Origin of the sequence: Enterobacter cloacae complex sp. P14RS (assembly GCF_014895895.1) — a bacterium.
Lineage (GTDB): Bacteria > Pseudomonadota > Gammaproteobacteria > Enterobacterales > Enterobacteriaceae > Enterobacter > Enterobacter bugandensis.
The window spans coordinates 1-16,233 of the sequence record NZ_JADBQM010000017.1 but is presented as its reverse complement, the minus strand read 5'-3'; the positions used below and the strand labels follow the sequence as shown (position 1 = coordinate 16,233).

The following is a 16,233-nucleotide window of genomic DNA, read 5'->3' as shown; positions in this document are numbered from 1 at the left end:
TTGAGGATCCGCCCGTGAAACAGATCGTTATTACCCAGCCTAAACTGGTCGCAGATTTTTCCTGTGTCGGTGGGGAATGCCGTGAACATTGTTGTCAGGGCTGGACCATCGCGTTTGATAAATCCTCCGTTAACCGCTATCTGAACAGTAAAAATGCCGCCATTCGTCACACGGCAAAGAAGGCTATAAAAGTCACAAAAAAACAGTATGGCAACTGGGGCGAAGTGATTTTCCATACGGAGAGTAAAAACTGCCCGTTTATGGATACGGAAAAGCTCTGTTCTATTCATAGCGCCATGGGCGCTCAGGCGTTAAGCCCGACCTGTTCGACGTTCCCGCGGACAAACCGGGTCTATAAAAATGAAATTGAAAAATCACTTAATCTCTCGTGTCCGGAAGTCACTCGACTGCTGTTGAACGATCGGGCATCGATGTCGATGATGGAATCCATCAGCGTTCAGCAGGACGTGAATAATGCGCCAGCGATGGATTTGAAGATTAAGGTCATCAATCTCTTCTGCCAGAACCTCTTCAGCGTTGAGGCGGTGAGCGTTGAAGAACAAGTTTATGCCGTGGTGAAATTCCTCATGGTGGCTGAAAAGCTCGAAAACCTGGAAGAGAATATCAGTACGCTCGAAACGGTTTATTATTCGCTGGTGAACGAGCTGGTGAGCGGTAAAATCAAGACGGAGTTAGGCGGGTTTAATCAGAACTACAGCCTGAAATTCGCGTTAATCTCGCTCATCCAAAGCTACTTTACGAAGAAAGCGACGGCCCGCGGTGGCGCCGTATTAAACCGTTATTTTGATCAGCTTTATAAACAGTTTGAATCTGTCGATGATACCGTTTCGGCAGAAAAGGTCATGGAAAACATCGAGTCCGTCTGGCGCGATGTGGCGGGCGGTTACATCGCGGCAAACGATCACCTCTTTAAGAACTTTTTTAAATACAAGCTCTGGGAGCAGGGCTTCCCGCAGAGCAATGGCCGCAGCATGTTGAATAATCTTTATTTAATCGTTGCGGAGTTCTATTTTCTCAAATCGCTGCTTGCCGGTCAGGCCATCGTGGCGGGGAAAATTGAACAAGACAATATTATTGACGTTATTTACAGCTTCCACTCACTGAGCCAGCATAATCAGGAAGCAGGAAAGCTCTTTCATCAACATATAGATAGCGTCAAATTGGGCGACGATCTTTCATTGTTACAACTGTTAATTTAGCCAGAAAAGTTGCCCCTGCTGCGGGCAACCTCAGAATAACCTCACTTTATCCCCCTTTTTCATCCAATTGAACGCCCTGCAGAATCGGATAATCATGCCGATAACTCAACTAACGCAGGGCTGTTTATCGTGAATTCACTCTATACCGCTGAAGGTGTAATGGATAAACACTCGCTGTGGCAGCGTTATGTCCCGCTGGTGCGTCACGAAGCATTGCGCCTCCAGGTGCGTTTGCCGGCGAGCGTGGAACTTGACGATCTGCTACAGGCGGGCGGTATCGGGTTATTGAATGCAGTTGACCGATACGACGCTCTGCAAGGAACGGCATTTACGACTTACGCAGTTCAGCGTATTCGTGGTGCGATGCTGGACGAGCTGCGCAGCCGCGACTGGGTGCCGCGCAGCGTTCGCCGCAACGCGCGCGAAGTGGCGCATGCAATGGGACAGCTGGAACAGGAACTGGGACGCAACGCAACGGAAACCGAAGTGGCGGAACGTCTTGGCATTGCTGTTGAAGAGTATCGTCAGATGTTGCTCGATACCAATAATAGCCAACTCTTCTCCTATGACGAGTGGCGCGAAGAGCATGGCGATAGCATCGAGCTGGTGACGGACGAGCACCAGCAGGAAAACCCGTTACACCATTTAATGGAAGGGAATTTACGCCAGCGCGTAATGGAAGCGATTGAAGCTCTGCCCGAGCGCGAACAGCTGGTGTTGACCCTTTATTACCAGGAAGAGCTTAATCTCAAAGAGATTGGCGCGGTTCTGGAGGTGGGGGAGTCGCGGGTTAGCCAGCTGCACAGCCAGGCCATTAAACGCTTACGAACCAAACTGGGTAAGTTATAGGTGATCCAATCACCCGAAAAATGCCGCACAACGTATTGACAACCAGGAGTTATCATGACGGTGCAGCAATCTAAAAGACGGCCTTTAAGCCGCTACCTGAAAGACTTTAAACACAGCCAGACGCATTGCGCCCACTGTAACAAATTACTCGATCGTATCACGCTGGTTCGCCGCGGCGAGATCGTGAATAAAATCGCTATCTCTCGCCTCGACACGTTAATGGATGAAGCCGCGTGGCTCGAAGAGCAAAAAGAGTGGGTGGCGCTTTGCCGTTTCTGTGGCGATCTCCACTGCAAAGAGCAAAGCGACTTCTTCGATATCATCGGCTTCAAACAATTCCTGTTTGAACAAACGGAGATGAGCCACGGCACCGTGCGCGAATATGTGGTTCGCCTGCGCCGTCTTGGGCAGCATCTGAGCGTTAACAATATCTCTCGCGATCTGCTGAAGACCGGTTATCTGGATGAAAATCTGGAGCCGTGGCTGCCTGCAACCAGCACCAACAACTACCGTATTGCGCTGCGCAAGTATGCGCAATATAAGGTGCAAATGCCGGGTTCCGTGAAGCAGAAAGCGCTCGCCGGAACAACTTCTGATATATATTAAAAAAGAATAAGATGTAGCGCAGTCGCCTTTGACGTTGCAGGCGATTTCTCTACACTACGTAAAAATTCCACTATATCGGGGTATTTATGAAATTTGCACTTCTGGGTCGTCAGGCGCTGATGGGTGTTATGGCCGTCGCGCTGGTTGCGGGCATGAGCGTGAAAACGTTCGCCGCAGAAAACCTGCTGAATAAAGTAAAAGAGCGCGGTACGCTGCTGGTCGGGCTGGAAGGAACCTATCCTCCCTTCAGCTTCCAGGGCGATGACGGCAAGCTGACCGGTTTTGAAGTGGAATTTGCAGAAGAACTGGCGAAGCACCTCGGCGTTAAAGCCTCCCTGAAACCGACCAAATGGGACGGTATGCTGGCCTCGCTGGATTCAAAACGTATTGACGTGGTGATTAACCAGGTGACCATTTCTGACGAGCGTAAGAAGAAGTATGACTTCTCCACGCCGTACACCGTGTCCGGTATTCAGGCGCTGGTGAAGAAAGGTAACGAAGGCTCCATTAAATCCGCTGCCGATCTGAAAGGCAAAAAAGTCGGCGTCGGTCTGGGAACTAACTACGAAGAGTGGCTGCGCCAGAACGTTCAGGGCGTGGACATCCGCACCTATGATGATGACCCGACGAAATATCAGGACCTGCGCGTAGGCCGTATCGACGCCATTCTGGTTGACCGTCTGGCCGCTTTGGATCTGGTGAAGAAAACCAACAATACCCTGGCAGTAGCGGGTGATGCGTTCTCTCGTCAGGAATCCGGCGTGGCCGTCCGTAAAGGCAACGAGGATCTGGTGAAAGCCATTGATTCCGCGATTGCTGACATGCAGAAAGACGGCAGCCTGAAGGCGCTGTCTGAGAAGTGGTTCGGGGCCGACGTCACCAAATAAGTCGCTGACCTGGAAAAAAGGCGCTTTTAAAAGCGCCTTTTTTATTTCTTACGCGTCTGCGTGCATAATGAAAAATATCACATTTTGTCTGAGTTACCGGAGAGTCCATGTCACTACAGAATTTAACGCGCTTTCCCCGTCTGGAATTTATCGGTGCGCCGACGCCGCTGGAGTACCTGCCGCGATTTTCTGATTATCTGGGACGCGATATTTTTATTAAGCGCGATGACGTGACGCCGATGGCGATGGGGGGCAATAAGCTGCGCAAGCTGGAGTTTCTGGCGGCCGACGCGCTGCGCGAAGGCGCGGATACGCTTATTACTGCCGGGGCCATTCAGTCCAACCATGTTCGTCAGACGGCCGCCGTGGCGGCAAAACTCGGTCTTCACTGCGTGGCGTTGCTGGAAAACCCGATTGGCACGCGGGCGGAAAACTATCTGTCCAACGGTAACCGTCTGCTTTTAGACCTGTTCAACGTGCAGGTGGAGATGGTGGATGCGTTGACCGACCCGACCGCGCAGCTCGACGATCTGGCGACGCGTCTGGAAGCGCAGGGGTTCCGCCCCTACGTTATTCCCGTCGGCGGTTCGAACGCGCTGGGCGCGCTGGGCTATGTGGAAAGTGCGCTGGAAATCGCCCAGCAATGCGAGGGTGCCGTTAGCCTCTCGTCGGTCGTTGTCGCCTCCGGAAGCGCGGGCACGCATGCCGGGCTGGCGGTGGGGCTGGAACAGCTTCTGCCGGATGTCGAGCTGATTGGCGTGACGGTTTCCCGCAGCGTCGCGGACCAGAAGCCAAAAGTAGTAGCGCTGCAACAGGCGGTGGCAGAGCAGCTGGAGCTGAAGGCCAGGGCCGAGATCTTGCTCTGGGATGACTATTTTGCGCCGGGCTACGGCACGCCTAATGAAGAGGGGATGGAAGCCGTTAAGCTGCTGGCGCGCCTTGAAGGTATACTGCTCGATCCGGTCTATACGGGTAAAGCGATGGCCGGGCTTATCGATGGTATTTCGCAGAAACGCTTTAAGGATGAAGGGCCGATTTTATTTGTGCACACCGGCGGGGCGCCCGCGCTGTTTGCTTATCATCCTCATGTCTAAAAATCAGGTCGAAAAATAATAATGCAAGAAAGTATTCAACTGGTTATTGATTCCCTGCCATTCCTGCTGAAAGGTGCGGTATTCACGCTACAGCTCAGTATCGGCGGGATGTTCTTCGGTCTTGTGCTGGGCTTTGTACTGGCCTTAATGCGCATGTCGCCCATCCTGCCGGTACGCTGGCTGGCGCGCTTTTATATTTCCGTGTTTCGCGGTACGCCGCTTATCGCTCAGCTCTTTATGATCTACTACGGTTTACCGCAGTTCGGCATCGAGCTGGATCCCATCCCGGCGGCGATGATTGGCCTGTCGCTTAACACGGCGGCCTATACCTCCGAAACCCTGCGCGCGGCGATCTCGTCGATTGATAAAGGCCAGTGGGAAGCGGCGGCCAGTATCGGGATGACGCCGTGGCAGACGCTGCGTCGCGCCATTCTGCCGCAGGCGGCGCGGGTAGCGCTTCCGCCGCTGAGCAACAGCTTCATCAGCCTGGTGAAAGATACCTCTCTGGCGGCAACCATCCAGGTGCCGGAGCTGTTCCGTCAGGCGCAGCTCATTACCTCGCGCACCCTTGAAGTTTTCACCATGTATCTGGCCGCCTCGCTGATCTACTGGGTGATGGCGACGGTGTTGTCTGCTCTGCAAAACTACTTTGAAAACCAGCTTAACCGCCAGGAGCGTGATCCAAAATGAGTGCAATTGACGTCAAAAACCTGGTGAAAAAATTCCACGGGCAAACGGTGCTCCACGGCATCGACCTGGAAGTTGAGCAGGGCGAAGTCGTGGCGATTATTGGCCCGAGCGGGTCGGGGAAAACCACGCTGCTGCGTAGTATCAACCTGCTTGAGCAGCCGGAAGGGGGCACCATTCGGGTTGGGGAGATAACGATTGATGCCGGTAAATCCATCAGCCAGCAGAAAGGGTTGATTCGCCGCCTGCGTCAGCATGTTGGCTTTGTGTTCCAGAGCTTCAATCTATTCCCGCACCGCACGGTGCTGGAAAATATTATTGAAGGACCGGTCATTGTAAAAGGTGAGCCCAAAGAGGAAGCGACGGTACGCGCCCGCGAGTTGCTCGCCAAAGTCGGGTTGGCAGGGAAAGAGACCAGCTATCCGCGCCGCCTGTCGGGCGGGCAGCAGCAGCGCGTGGCCATCGCGCGCGCGCTGGCGATGCGCCCTGACGTGATCCTGTTTGATGAACCGACCTCCGCGCTCGATCCAGAACTGGTGGGTGAGGTGCTGAACACCATCCGCCAGCTGGCGCAGGAAAAACGCACGATGGTTATCGTGACCCATGAAATGAGCTTTGCGCGCGACGTGGCGGACAGAGCCATCTTTATGGACCAGGGGCGGATTGTGGAGCAGGGACCGGCGAAAAGCTTATTTGCTAACCCCCAGCAGCCGCGAACCCGTCAGTTCCTGGAAAAATTCCTTATGCAGTAGCATTTATGTACTCATTTGCTCCAGAAAGTTCTTCTGGAGCAAATTATTCTCGCTCATCGCCTTAAACGGTGTTCTTTTATTCTACCCGCACAGAATAATCCTTATCCATAGCACAGTTAATTGTGCTAGTGCCGATATTTTGTAGTTAGAAATAAGTTTTATGTGTTAGGTTATATTCACCATAATAATGATTATCTTTTCAGAGGCTTCTTTTAGTAAGTATGAAGGATTCAGACTTTTTCACCTGGCGACGGGATTGCTCCCTGCGGTTTCAGGAATTGACCTGTGCTGCCGAGGTATATCATGAACTTCAGCGACAAACTCAGGCGCTGGAATTCGATTATTACTCACTCTGTGTGCGCCATCCGGTGCCGTTTACGCGGCCTAAAATTGCTGTGCATGCCACTTATCCGCAACAGTGGCTGGCGCAATATCAATCAGAGAACTATTTCACCATCGATCCGGTGCTAAAGCCGGAGAATTTCATTCAGGGGCATTTACCCTGGACGGACGAATTATTTGCGGATGCTCAGGAATTATGGCATAGGGCGCAGGACTTCGGTCTACGTTCGGGAATAACTCAGTGTCTGATGCTGCCTAATCATGCGCTCGGCTTCCTCTCAGTTTCCCGTACTCGCGCGCAGGAAGGACCGTTTGCCGGCGAGGAAATAGAGCTGCGGCTGCAGATGCTGGTGCAAATGGCATTAACCGCGCTGCTGCGTTTTGAAGATAAGATGGTTATGCCGCCTGAGATGAAATTCAGTAAACGCGAACGAGAAATTCTGAAATGGACCGCGGAAGGGAAGACGTCGGCGGAAATAGCGATCATTCTCTCTATTTCAGAGAATACGGTTAACTTCCATCAGAAGAATATGCAGAAAAAATTTAATGCGCCAAACAAGACGCAGATTGCCTGTTATGCGGCGGCTACGGGACTGATCTGATTAGAGAGTACGTTCTGCGTGACAGACGAGTGGACGGCTGAATGCACTGCATCCAGCCGTTTTTTGTTACTGGCGGTACGCTTGTTTGATTTGCTTAACGGTGTTAGCAAATACGGCCGATTCCGCCTGGTCTTCCATCTGCGCGATTTGTTTTTCCATTTTAATGATCACACGACCAGCATCAGCCTGGCCCATCGCCTGCAGCATCAGCGTTAGCAGCGCTTTCAGGCAGTTTACTTCCTGTGCCAGTTCCTGGTTATTCTCCGCAGTGGCAAATTCAGGTGTGCTCATTTATTTTCCTCATTATTAAACGGCGCTAAAGCGCGACGACGAAAGTCAAGGCGGCGGAGTATACCACAAGCTGCAGCAAAAAATGCAGCGGTTGTTTTTCGTACTTTTACGCCAGTGTTTATTTGCGTAAACAGAGCCAGCCGGTAAACTGATGCTCTGGTACGGCTATTAATTGTTTGCGCCTGGTTTACTTGCCGTTAATTATTGTTACAAAAATTGAGAACAGTTTTTCCGCGAGGAAAGCGTGCAAGCTTTTTGTAACTTTTTGAATACAGATGCTTAAAAATAGCCGCAAAAGCTCTGATGGCAAGGGCTCTCTTTCCATGGACTGTACAGGCTAATTTCCAAAAACGAGAGCAAAATCGAATAGCCGATTTTTTAACGTTTTAATCTTGTGATGAAAACCGTTAATATAAGCCAAATTATCACTCAGTAGCGTTATCCCTATTCTGGAGACATTTCCTTTGATCAACGTCCTTCTTGTTGATGACCACGAACTGGTGCGCGCAGGGATACGACGCATTCTTGAAGATATTAAAGGTATTAAAGTTGCCGGTGAGGCGTGCTGTGGGGAAGATGCCGTAAAATGGTGCCGCACAAACTCGGCCGATGTGGTGCTGATGGATATGAATATGCCCGGTATCGGTGGCCTTGAGGCAACACGCAAAATCGCGCGTACCTTTGTTGATACAAAAGTCATCATGCTGACCGTGCATACTGAAAATCCGCTTCCCGCGAAGGTGATGCAGGCGGGGGCAGCCGGTTACCTGAGCAAAGGCGCCGCACCGCAGGAAGTCGTCAATGCTATCCGTTCTGTATTTGCCGGGCAGCGTTACATTGCCTCCGACATTGCGCAGCAGATGGCGCTGAGCCAGATCGAACCCGAGAAAACGGAATCACCGTTTGCCAGTTTGTCTGAGCGTGAATTGCAGATTATGCTGATGATCACCAAGGGTCAGAAAGTGAATGAGATCTCAGAGCAGCTGAATCTCAGCCCGAAAACGGTCAACAGCTATCGTTATCGTATGTTCAGTAAACTGAACATTCATGGTGATGTTGAACTGACTCATCTGGCCATCCGGCACGGTTTATGTAACGCGGAGACGTTGTTAAGTCAGTGAGTGATGTATTCGATTCAAAAGCATTTCTGAAAACCGTAACCAGCCAGCCAGGCGTCTATCGGATGTATGACGCTGGCGGTACGGTTATCTATGTGGGGAAGGCCAAAGATCTTAAAAAGCGTCTTTCCAGCTATTTCCGCAGCAACCTTGCCTCCCGTAAGACCGAAGCGCTGGTCTCACTCATTCAGAATATTGATGTCACCGTGACGCATACCGAGACGGAAGCGCTGCTGCTTGAGCACAACTATATTAAGCTCTACCAGCCGCGCTATAACGTGCTGCTGCGGGACGACAAATCCTATCCGTTTATCTTTCTGAGTGGTGACACCCATCCGCGCCTGGCGATGCACCGCGGCGCAAAACACGCGAAAGGGGAATATTTCGGCCCCTTCCCGAATGGCTATGCCGTGCGAGAGACGCTGGCGCTGCTGCAAAAAATCTTCCCGATCCGCCAGTGTGAAAACAGCGTCTACCGCAACCGCTCGCGCCCGTGTTTACAGTACCAGATTGGGCGTTGCCTTGGCCCCTGTGTTGCCGGGCTGGTCAGTGAAGACGAGTATGCGCAGCAGGTGGAATACGTACGCCTGTTCTTAGCTGGCAAAGACGATCAGGTTTTAACCCAGCTGATCGCCAGAATGGAAAAAGCCAGCGCCGCACTTGAGTTTGAAGAGGCTGCGCGGATCCGCGACCAGATCCAGGCGGTGCGCAGAGTCACTGAGAAACAGTTTGTCTCTAATACCGGCGACGATCTCGACGTTATCGGCGTGGCCTTCGACGCCGGCATGGCCTGCGTGCATGTGCTGTTTATTCGCCAGGGCAAAGTGCTCGGCAGCCGCAGCTATTTCCCGAAGGTGCCTGGCGGCACTGAGCTGGGTGAAGTGGTGGAAACCTTTGTTGGCCAGTTTTATCTTCAGGGCAGCCAGATGCGTACGCTGCCCTCGGAGATCCTGCTCGATTTTAGCCTTGATGACAAAACCCTGCTGGCCGATTCGCTTTCCGAACTGGCCGGGCGTCGGGTCAATGTTCAAACCAAACCGCGCGGCGACCGTGCACGCTATCTGAAGCTGGCGCGGACCAACGCGGCGACGGCGCTCACCACTAAACTGTCCCAGCAATCGACGGTTAGCCAGCGTCTAACCGCGCTGGCGACGCTCCTGAAGTTGCCGGAAGTGAAGCGAATGGAATGTTTCGATATCAGCCATACGATGGGTGAGCAGACGGTGGCGTCCTGCGTGGTATTTGACGCCAACGGCCCGCTGCGCGCCGAGTATCGCCGCTATAACATCACCGGCATCACGCCGGGTGACGACTATGCTGCCATGAATCAGGTGCTGCGCCGTCGCTACGGTAAAGCGATTGAAGAGAGCAAGATCCCGGACGTGATTCTTATCGACGGTGGGAAAGGGCAGCTAGGTCAGGCGAAAGCGGTATTCGAGTCGCTCGACGTTGAGTGGGACAAAAACCATCCGCTGCTGTTAGGCGTGGCAAAAGGGGCCGATCGTAAGGCCGGTCTGGAAACGCTGTTTTTTGAGCCGGAAGGTGAGGGCTTCAGCCTGCCGCCGGACTCCCCGGCGCTGCACGTCATTCAGCATATTCGCGATGAATCACACGATCACGCCATCAGCGGTCACCGTAAAAAACGGGCGAAGGTCAAAAACACGAGCACGCTTGAGACTATTGAGGGCGTTGGGCCAAAACGCCGCCAGATGCTGCTGAAGTATATGGGCGGATTGCAAGGATTACTCAACGCCAGTATGGAGGAAATTGCAAAAGTGCCGGGTATTTCGCAAGGGCTGGCAGAAAAGATCTACTACTCGTTGAAACATTGAGGGCTCTGTAGCAACATAGAGCTAAATTTTACTGACAACAAATAGTTACCGTCACTATGCAATATAATATCCCTACGTTGCTCACTCTCTTTCGTGTTGTACTCATTCCGTTCTTTGTGCTGGCGTTTTACCTGCCGGTCGTCTGGGCACCGTTCGCCTGCGCATTGATCTTCCTTATCGCAGCGGTAACTGACTGGTTTGATGGCTATCTGGCGCGCCGCTGGAACCAGAGCACCCGTTTCGGCGCCTTTCTCGATCCGGTAGCGGATAAAGTGATGGTCGCGATCGCGATGGTGCTGGTGGCTGAGCACTATCATACCTGGTGGGTGACGCTGCCCGCCGCAACTATGATTGGCCGTGAGATCATCATCTCTGCGCTGCGTGAGTGGATGGCGGAGCTGGGGAAACGCAGCAGCGTGGCGGTATCCTGGATTGGTAAAGTGAAAACCACCGCGCAGATGGCCTCGCTGGTGTGGATGCTCTGGCGTCCAAACGCCTGGGTTGAGTGGGCGGGGATTGGCCTCCTGTGGGTGGCGGCAGTGCTGACGCTGTGGTCAATGCTGCAATATTTGAACGCTGCGCGCGGGGATTTGCTTGATCAGTGATCGTTTCGCCGTAATTTTCAGCAAACAATCCAGACAAGCAAAAAATAACGTTGACTCATCACGTCATATCAGTAGAATGCAACGCATCGAACGGCGGCACAGCAAGCCGGACGATAATGAAATCAAGTGGTTAGCAGTTAACTTGATAACATGCGGGAATAGCTCAGTTGGTAGAGCACGACCTTGCCAAGGTCGGGGTCGCGAGTTCGAGTCTCGTTTCCCGCTCCAGATTAAAGACATGCGCAATAGCGGGTGTCAGTTAGAAAAGTTTTACGGCGCGTTAGCAAAGCGGTTATGTAGCGGATTGCAAATCCGTCTAGTCCGGTTCGACTCCGGAACGCGCCTCCACTTTCTTCCCGAGCCCGGATGGTGGAATCGGTAGACACAAGGGATTTAAAATCCCTCGGCGTTCGCGCTGTGTGGGTTCAAGTCCCACTCCGGGTACCATGGGAAAAATAGAATAAAATCAATGATAAGCAGTGTCGTATAAACCACCGAAAGGTGGTTTTTTATTGTCTTTTTTTCGCCATTCGCCATTGTTTCGCCATTCAGCTTCGCCACAAAAAGAGGGCATTACTGCCCCCCAACTACCGGAACTATAGGAATTTTTCTATCATAACGCGCTGTCTGTGACGCATTTTTGTGACCAGCGATTCCCTGCTTTTCGTTAAGAGTGCCTTCCAGATCTGATATCCCTTTTGCTTTTAAATCGTGGAACGTGAAGTTAAATTCGAGCTCAGTAAATTTTTCAGCGGCTAACTTTTTCGCCTTCATCCACTGTGCGTTAAACGCATCTCTTGTATATCTCAAACCAGATGGCTGGTGGATCAGATAAATACTCACCATTCCTGAATTTAGAGGAAGAGATTCAGCAAGTCTGACTGCATTATCCAATCGCTCCGTCCATGCCTTAATTTGAGGAACGGCTGTTTTACTCTGCTGGATCATTATCCCTTCATTGAGGATTTGGCTTTTCTTCAGGTCTAGGATATCTCCCTGCCTTGCACAACATAAATAAGCAAGTTCCATAGCAACTTTCACTGGGGTACCAGCAACGCTTAATAAAGCCTCGTATTCCTTATCGGTGACATAGCGAGTTCTCGCTTTTTCCTTAAATTGCTTAACCCCCTGGCAAGGGTTAATCTTCACTTTTCCGCGCTCATATGCCCACCTGAAAACCCTCGATATAAACGCTTTCTCTCGGTTCGCCTGAACCCTGCTTTTAACACCTCTCTTATCCATATACTTCCTGATATGCTCAGGCTTGATGTTGTCTGGCTTCATCTTCCCAAAAACAACATTTACTTTTGCGCCATATTTTCTGTAGTCCTTTCTGGTTTCGGTGGCCAGTTCATGGAAGTCACCAGAGTTAAAAAACTCTTCGCAAAGTGCGTTGAAGTTGGAACCTACCTTGATATCGTTAATGAAGTTTTCATAGGCTGCCCAGACCTGAGACTTAGTAAGATCGTGATTGCACAATCTCACCGTTCTGCCGTCTGGCGTTCTGAATTCATAGGCTGACTTGCCCCGACGAACGCGGGGCGGCATCCAGTTATCTTCTGGGTTTTTGCGGATTCTGGGCATTACATGTCCTTAAAGTTTGGTTCTTCTTCCTCTGGATTGTTCACTACCAGCTTGAGGCCTGCAGGGTTAGTTACATGATCCCATGTAGTGCCTGGCCTGCCGTCTTTTCGTGGCACGAAAAACACACCGCTTTCTTTCAGTGCTCGGCACTGAAGGGAAGGGCGACGATAACCAGTAAGCTGATAGAGGTCATCAGGGGTAAGAAAACGTTGGCTTTGTCCGCTCATCGTATAGCTCTCCACTCAACCGGCTGCACCCGGCTATCTCTTATAGAAAATGCATGATGAACAACCACCACGAAGCCCATCATTGCAGGTACGACATCTTTTTGTTTCGGTGTAATAAAGCTGGTGGACCATCTCCTCCGGCATGAGAATAGGCATCGGCACGCGGATAACCAGCTTTTTGAGCCTGTCTATTTCGCAAGCCAGTTCCAGCAGGCGTGAGCGGCAATCCTCTGCTTCCTCGCGCCACCATGCGATATCGGCTTTAAGGCGGCGTATTCGCCGCCGTTTGAGTTTGCTCACCATGGCAGCCACCCAATACCCTGAAGTGAGCAGATGACAAGCAGCACGAACATTACTGCATCGAATGGGTTAGGCATCACTCATCATCCTCATCCCAATCATCATCGTTATCGTCAACCGCCCACAAAAGCGGGTTGGTAGCTTTGCTTATCTGGCTTGCATATCCGCTGCGCCCAAGACCTCTCAGGACGTTGTACATCTCAAACATCTCAGTGCGTTCATCGCCAATTTCCAACTGACAGGCCAGTGTGTGACACTCTGTAGCAAGCGAGGCTAACTTTTGGAGGAATTCTGATTTACTCACGCCTTCACCTCCTGCTGCGGTGCTGCTGCTAGCATGGCCGCGTAAGCGCACTCCATTGGACCTGGCGCAGGTCTGTCGTGAATCTGTATTTGACTGCGCTCGTAATGAGCTGAGATTCCAGACTGGAGCATTTCTGCCGTCGGCTCGACCGGCACCATTACCCAACCATCCTGAATTACAGTAGAGTTACGATCGGCTAATTTCCTGTTCAGCTCCAGCGCCACCATAGCGATGGTCGATGTCGTGAGTGAATGCATGTGCGGATTGCTTGCCACAGCCTCCAGCCACACGACATCGTTAAAGCGGTCGAGGTCGAAATCATCAGGCAACTTGTAAGCCGTCGTTACAGGTTCGGAACCCTGAAGCATGGCGGCGCGGCAGGCGTTCCAAAGTTCATCCGCAAAATCGCAAGCCTTTTCTCCGCCACCACATGCCTGACAGAGGACCTCGTAAACGCTGTCGGGGATATCATCAGGCACAGACACCGTCTCTGGCGGGGCGGTGTAGATAAGCTCACAATCACGACTCTCGTCAGCCATCAAAGAATATCGGTGCGCAATATCGTAATACTTCCAATTGCCGTGACCAGATACCTCATCCTTCCATCGAGCCCTGACTGCCACAGCCTCCGCTTCGAGCGATGCCAGCGCGATACGCGCCAGCTCCAGTTCTTCTTCAAGCTCTGCGCGTGAATCAGCGAAAGCGGTCTGCGTGATGGAAAATTCCAGACTCTTAACCTTTTCGCGTGCACATGCGCGTAACCGCCCTTTGGTGAATTCCATTACTTAACTCCCAGCAGCAAACGCGCCGCCTCAACTGTTACCCACGACGGCATCGCAACCCCTGATTGACTGCCGTTGCCCCGACGCTCTCCGGTGTCACACTCGGCATAGAGCCGCGCCAACATTGCCTCTAGCTCAGCAATCATCATGTCTTTGGCTTCCAGCTCATCCAGCAGCGCCAGAACTACATCGGCGGCTTTCTGGCACTGGTCAACAATGCTAACGTCACAACCGGTATCGAAGCCGTCCTCAGTTTCAAAGCGGAGCTCTACGGTGTCGCCGTCGATATCAGATGGTTCGAACCCCGCGATGTTTTCCAGAATGTTGATTGTGCTTTCTGCGCTATCACGCAGCGCCTGTTTGTCGATGTTGCTCATTGGGCGGCCCCTTTGTGAGATTTTGTGATGTAATCCGCCAACTCACCTTTCTTATTGAGACTCTGCATATCCATCATGTCTGTGATAGACATACCTGCTGCTGGAGTAACCACAACAAAGTTTCCATTCACTTCCAGAGTGCGCCCTTGCTCTTCCATACGCTTTAGGAACGCTACGATTTTGTTGCTCATGAGTGATCTCCTTTGCGAAGCTGGGCGGCTATGGCTTTGTGCTCATCAATAATTTGCGATGCTTCTGCATGAGCCAAACCTTCGAGAGAGATAACGCCAGTGTCACTTATCCCAGCCAGGCTAATCAGTTCAACAAGGCGACGCGCTTTCTTCACGCTAATTTCCGGCGCTATAACGCTGCGGGTAACTTTCTTCTTACCCTTTGCTGCAGCAGAAGCTTTATCCTTCTGAAGAACCTCACCGGCCTTCTCGCCGAACTCTTTTACGCGATCAACGGCAACATCTACGGACACGGTCCCGGATTTAACTTCTTTCTGAACGTCGTGGTTAGCTGTGCTGAGTAGCAGGAGCTTCTCGACAGTAGGAACAGACTTGTTGACCAGTTTTGCGATCTCGCTGGTGGTCTGATTGAAGGCGTTATGCAGCTCCTGAATAACTGCAGCCTGTTCCATATCGGAGAGCGGGAGCTGGTTGTTACTGGTCATGATCCGCGCCAGACGCTGAACATCGCTGCCGTTGAACGGCATGATGTGGATGCGGTCTACGGGCTTTCCAGCTTCAGCACAGCGCGCATAGCAGCGGCGACGGCGGTGACCTTCGACAACCCATACGCCACCTTCATCACGGGCGATAACTTCCAGTGGTGGAACTGATCCGCCGTTCATCAGATAGTTGAACAGATCATCATCAGCCTGGCGGGTGCGTTCATCGTCTTCACGCTTGTTGAAACCTTCACGAACATGGATATCGGAAAGGGCGATAAACATCCCGGTATCGGTGCGCTTAATTACACCGGCCCGGGTCATTTGCTTGAATGAGTTAGCCATCAGAGAGCAACCTCGTTCTTCATGGAAATCACCACAGGAGGCAGTTCACGCTGTGCTTCCAGAAGATGCATATTGGTTCGGGTCTTAGTGTGGCGCTCCACAATGCGGTCGCACTCTTTGGCCCAACTCGCTACATCCTGTCGAAGGGTGGCATTCTGCTCGGCCAGTTCCTTCCGCTGCGCCATCGCTTCACAAAGCGCGACGCTGGTAACATCAAGGCGTGTAGCCAGTTCGTTAACCATCCAGCCGTAAGCGGCAGGAAGAAGAGGGACGGCTTTGCGAGCTGCATCAATAAGCTGCTCTCTGGTCATGCGTGGTTGTAACTTGGTACCGTTCTGTGTGGCAGTCATTGTTAGTTTCTCCTTTTAAAAGAGCGCTCTGCACAGCGCTGATTATTTCTTGAAAAATTGAGATTGATAAGGTTTAATAACTCAGATAGACAATTTCATTAATTTCCATTGCTTTTCTTTAAAATTCCATCTATTTTTCTTTCGGAATTTTGAAGTAAACTGATGATACGATTACGTATTAAGATTTGTTATTTTGCGCTTAAGTTTCATCAGGGGCTAAGTTTGTTTCATTACACGACAAGCAGGGATCGTATTTATGGAAAATGCAGTCAACTATGTAAATGGTAAAGTAAGAATAACATTGTGGGCATCACTGATTGCATATGGAGTATTAAATTCCATAATTTACTCTTGGTTTTTTTGGAGTAAATTCAATGTAAACATCATGCATTTTGCAACCATAAAT

21 protein-coding genes and 3 tRNA genes are annotated in these 16,233 nt (G+C 51.4%); 14 read left to right on the top strand and 10 right to left on the bottom strand.

What is annotated here, in order from left to right:
* Positions 1-14 precede the first annotated feature (14 nt).
* The 8 genes from fliB (at position 15) to sdiA (ending at position 7,039) form a co-directional block, all read left to right on the top strand.
* Positions 15-1,220, top strand: a complete 1,206-nt coding sequence (gene fliB, locus IM295_RS14380; protein WP_193066858.1) for a flagellin lysine-N-methylase — start codon at positions 15-17, stop codon at positions 1,218-1,220.
* A 129-nt stretch (positions 1,221-1,349) separates the two neighbouring features.
* Positions 1,350-2,069 carry an RNA polymerase sigma factor FliA gene (locus tag IM295_RS14375; RefSeq protein WP_014170714.1) on the top strand — a complete coding sequence of 240 codons (720 nt, stop codon included), beginning with the start codon at positions 1,350-1,352 and terminating at the stop codon, positions 2,067-2,069.
* A gap of 54 nt (positions 2,070-2,123) precedes the next feature.
* Positions 2,124-2,675 (top strand): flagella biosynthesis regulatory protein FliZ, encoded by a 552-nt coding sequence (fliZ, locus tag IM295_RS14370; protein ID WP_028013680.1) that lies wholly within the window; start codon positions 2,124-2,126, stop codon positions 2,673-2,675.
* An 86-nt stretch (positions 2,676-2,761) separates the two neighbouring features.
* A complete protein-coding gene (gene tcyJ, locus IM295_RS14365; RefSeq protein WP_028013679.1) occupies positions 2,762-3,562 on the top strand; it encodes a cystine ABC transporter substrate-binding protein in 801 nt (266 codons plus the stop codon).
* A 107-nt stretch (positions 3,563-3,669) separates the two neighbouring features.
* Positions 3,670-4,656, top strand: a complete 987-nt coding sequence (dcyD, locus tag IM295_RS14360; RefSeq protein ID WP_193066857.1) for a D-cysteine desulfhydrase — start codon at positions 3,670-3,672, stop codon at positions 4,654-4,656.
* Between the two features lie 21 nt (positions 4,657-4,677).
* A complete protein-coding gene (tcyL, locus tag IM295_RS14355; RefSeq protein ID WP_028013677.1) occupies positions 4,678-5,346 on the top strand; it encodes a cystine ABC transporter permease in 669 nt (222 codons plus the stop codon).
* Positions 5,343-6,095 carry an L-cystine ABC transporter ATP-binding protein TcyN gene (tcyN, locus tag IM295_RS14350; RefSeq protein WP_193066856.1) on the top strand — a complete coding sequence of 251 codons (753 nt, stop codon included), beginning with the start codon at positions 5,343-5,345 and terminating at the stop codon, positions 6,093-6,095. Before tcyL ends, tcyN begins: the two co-directional genes overlap by 4 nt.
* A 221-nt stretch (positions 6,096-6,316) precedes the next feature.
* Positions 6,317-7,039, top strand: a complete 723-nt coding sequence (sdiA, locus tag IM295_RS14345) for a transcriptional regulator SdiA (RefSeq protein WP_028013675.1) — start codon at positions 6,317-6,319, stop codon at positions 7,037-7,039.
* 66 nt (positions 7,040-7,105) lie between these two features.
* Here the strand turns inward: sdiA and IM295_RS14340 are convergent, their stop codons facing one another.
* On the bottom strand, positions 7,106-7,330 hold the full coding sequence (locus IM295_RS14340) for a DUF2594 family protein (RefSeq protein ID WP_014832453.1): 225 nt from the start codon (positions 7,328-7,330) through the stop codon (positions 7,106-7,108).
* Positions 7,331-7,794: 464 nt separating this feature from the next.
* Here IM295_RS14340 and uvrY point away from each other — a divergent pair, with 464 nt between their 5' ends.
* The 6 genes from uvrY (at position 7,795) to IM295_RS14310 (ending at position 11,332) form a co-directional block, all read left to right on the top strand.
* Positions 7,795-8,451 (top strand): UvrY/SirA/GacA family response regulator transcription factor, encoded by a 657-nt coding sequence (gene uvrY, locus IM295_RS14335; protein ID WP_013096026.1) that lies wholly within the window; start codon positions 7,795-7,797, stop codon positions 8,449-8,451.
* Complete coding sequence (gene uvrC / locus IM295_RS14330) at positions 8,448-10,280, top strand: excinuclease ABC subunit UvrC (protein ID WP_041909391.1); 1,833 nt, start codon at positions 8,448-8,450, stop codon at positions 10,278-10,280. Before uvrY ends, uvrC begins: the two co-directional genes overlap by 4 nt.
* A gap of 56 nt (positions 10,281-10,336) precedes the next feature.
* Positions 10,337-10,885 (top strand): CDP-diacylglycerol--glycerol-3-phosphate 3-phosphatidyltransferase, encoded by a 549-nt coding sequence (gene pgsA, locus IM295_RS14325; protein ID WP_041909393.1) that lies wholly within the window; start codon positions 10,337-10,339, stop codon positions 10,883-10,885.
* A 152-nt stretch (positions 10,886-11,037) separates the two neighbouring features.
* Positions 11,038-11,113, top strand: a tRNA-Gly gene (locus IM295_RS14320).
* Positions 11,114-11,159: 46 nt separating this feature from the next.
* Positions 11,160-11,233, top strand: a tRNA-Cys gene (locus IM295_RS14315).
* Between the two features lie 12 nt (positions 11,234-11,245).
* Positions 11,246-11,332, top strand: a tRNA-Leu gene (locus IM295_RS14310).
* 126 nt (positions 11,333-11,458) lie between these two features.
* Here IM295_RS14310 and IM295_RS14305 read toward each other — a convergent pair.
* From IM295_RS14305 to IM295_RS14265, 9 genes are all read right to left on the bottom strand, one after another.
* Positions 11,459-12,469 (bottom strand): tyrosine-type recombinase/integrase, encoded by a 1,011-nt coding sequence (locus IM295_RS14305; protein ID WP_193056089.1) that lies wholly within the window; start codon positions 12,467-12,469, stop codon positions 11,459-11,461.
* The gene (locus IM295_RS14300) at positions 12,469-12,696 is read right to left on the bottom strand and encodes a DUF4224 domain-containing protein (protein ID WP_016063584.1); all 228 of its coding nucleotides are present in this window, start codon (positions 12,694-12,696) and stop codon (positions 12,469-12,471) included. Before IM295_RS14300 ends, IM295_RS14305 begins: the two co-directional genes overlap by 1 nt.
* A 33-nt stretch (positions 12,697-12,729) precedes the next feature.
* Positions 12,730-12,999 (bottom strand): hypothetical protein, encoded by a 270-nt coding sequence (locus tag IM295_RS14295; RefSeq protein ID WP_193056091.1) that lies wholly within the window; start codon positions 12,997-12,999, stop codon positions 12,730-12,732.
* Positions 13,000-13,072: 73 nt separating this feature from the next.
* On the bottom strand, positions 13,073-13,300 hold the full coding sequence (locus tag IM295_RS14290) for a hypothetical protein (protein ID WP_193056088.1): 228 nt from the start codon (positions 13,298-13,300) through the stop codon (positions 13,073-13,075).
* Positions 13,297-14,082: a hypothetical protein gene (locus IM295_RS14285; RefSeq protein WP_193056092.1), complete on the bottom strand. Its 786-nt coding sequence runs from the start codon at positions 14,080-14,082 to the stop codon at positions 13,297-13,299. Before IM295_RS14285 ends, IM295_RS14290 begins: the two co-directional genes overlap by 4 nt.
* Positions 14,082-14,459 (bottom strand): ead/Ea22-like family protein, encoded by a 378-nt coding sequence (locus IM295_RS14280; protein WP_226858815.1) that lies wholly within the window; start codon positions 14,457-14,459, stop codon positions 14,082-14,084. The genes IM295_RS14285 and IM295_RS14280 overlap by 1 nt, the downstream gene beginning before the upstream one ends.
* The gene (locus IM295_RS14275; protein WP_193056087.1) at positions 14,456-14,650 is read right to left on the bottom strand and encodes a hypothetical protein; all 195 of its coding nucleotides are present in this window, start codon (positions 14,648-14,650) and stop codon (positions 14,456-14,458) included. The genes IM295_RS14280 and IM295_RS14275 overlap by 4 nt, the downstream gene beginning before the upstream one ends.
* Positions 14,647-15,477, bottom strand: coding sequence for a chromosome partitioning protein ParB (locus tag IM295_RS14270; RefSeq protein WP_163365145.1), 831 nt, complete (start codon positions 15,475-15,477; stop codon positions 14,647-14,649). Before IM295_RS14270 ends, IM295_RS14275 begins: the two co-directional genes overlap by 4 nt.
* Entirely contained in the window at positions 15,477-15,827 is a 351-nt protein-coding gene (locus IM295_RS14265; RefSeq protein ID WP_193056086.1) for a hypothetical protein, read from the bottom strand. The genes IM295_RS14270 and IM295_RS14265 overlap by 1 nt, the downstream gene beginning before the upstream one ends.
* Between the last annotated feature and the right edge of the window lie 406 nt (positions 15,828-16,233).

Coding starts and splice junctions, on each gene's coding strand:
- fliZ (WP_028013680.1), top strand. CDS start 2,124: ATGACGGTGCAGCAATCTAAAAGACGGCCTTTAAGCCGCTACCTGAAA.
- tcyJ (WP_028013679.1), top strand. CDS start 2,762: ATGAAATTTGCACTTCTGGGTCGTCAGGCGCTGATGGGTGTTATGGCC.
- dcyD (WP_193066857.1), top strand. CDS start 3,670: ATGTCACTACAGAATTTAACGCGCTTTCCCCGTCTGGAATTTATCGGT.
- tcyL (WP_028013677.1), top strand. CDS start 4,678: ATGCAAGAAAGTATTCAACTGGTTATTGATTCCCTGCCATTCCTGCTG.
- tcyN (WP_193066856.1), top strand. CDS start 5,343: ATGAGTGCAATTGACGTCAAAAACCTGGTGAAAAAATTCCACGGGCAA.
- sdiA (WP_028013675.1), top strand. CDS start 6,317: ATGAAGGATTCAGACTTTTTCACCTGGCGACGGGATTGCTCCCTGCGG.
- IM295_RS14340 (WP_014832453.1), bottom strand. CDS start 7,330: ATGAGCACACCTGAATTTGCCACTGCGGAGAATAACCAGGAACTGGCA.
- pgsA (WP_041909393.1), top strand. CDS start 10,337: ATGCAATATAATATCCCTACGTTGCTCACTCTCTTTCGTGTTGTACTC.
- IM295_RS14305 (WP_193056089.1), bottom strand. CDS start 12,469: ATGCCCAGAATCCGCAAAAACCCAGAAGATAACTGGATGCCGCCCCGC.
- IM295_RS14300 (WP_016063584.1), bottom strand. CDS start 12,696: ATGAGCGGACAAAGCCAACGTTTTCTTACCCCTGATGACCTCTATCAG.
- IM295_RS14295 (WP_193056091.1), bottom strand. CDS start 12,999: ATGGTGAGCAAACTCAAACGGCGGCGAATACGCCGCCTTAAAGCCGAT.
- IM295_RS14285 (WP_193056092.1), bottom strand. CDS start 14,082: ATGGAATTCACCAAAGGGCGGTTACGCGCATGTGCACGCGAAAAGGTT.
- IM295_RS14280 (WP_226858815.1), bottom strand. CDS start 14,459: ATGAGCAACATCGACAAACAGGCGCTGCGTGATAGCGCAGAAAGCACA.
- IM295_RS14275 (WP_193056087.1), bottom strand. CDS start 14,650: ATGAGCAACAAAATCGTAGCGTTCCTAAAGCGTATGGAAGAGCAAGGG.
- IM295_RS14270 (WP_163365145.1), bottom strand. CDS start 15,477: ATGGCTAACTCATTCAAGCAAATGACCCGGGCCGGTGTAATTAAGCGC.
- IM295_RS14265 (WP_193056086.1), bottom strand. CDS start 15,827: ATGACTGCCACACAGAACGGTACCAAGTTACAACCACGCATGACCAGA.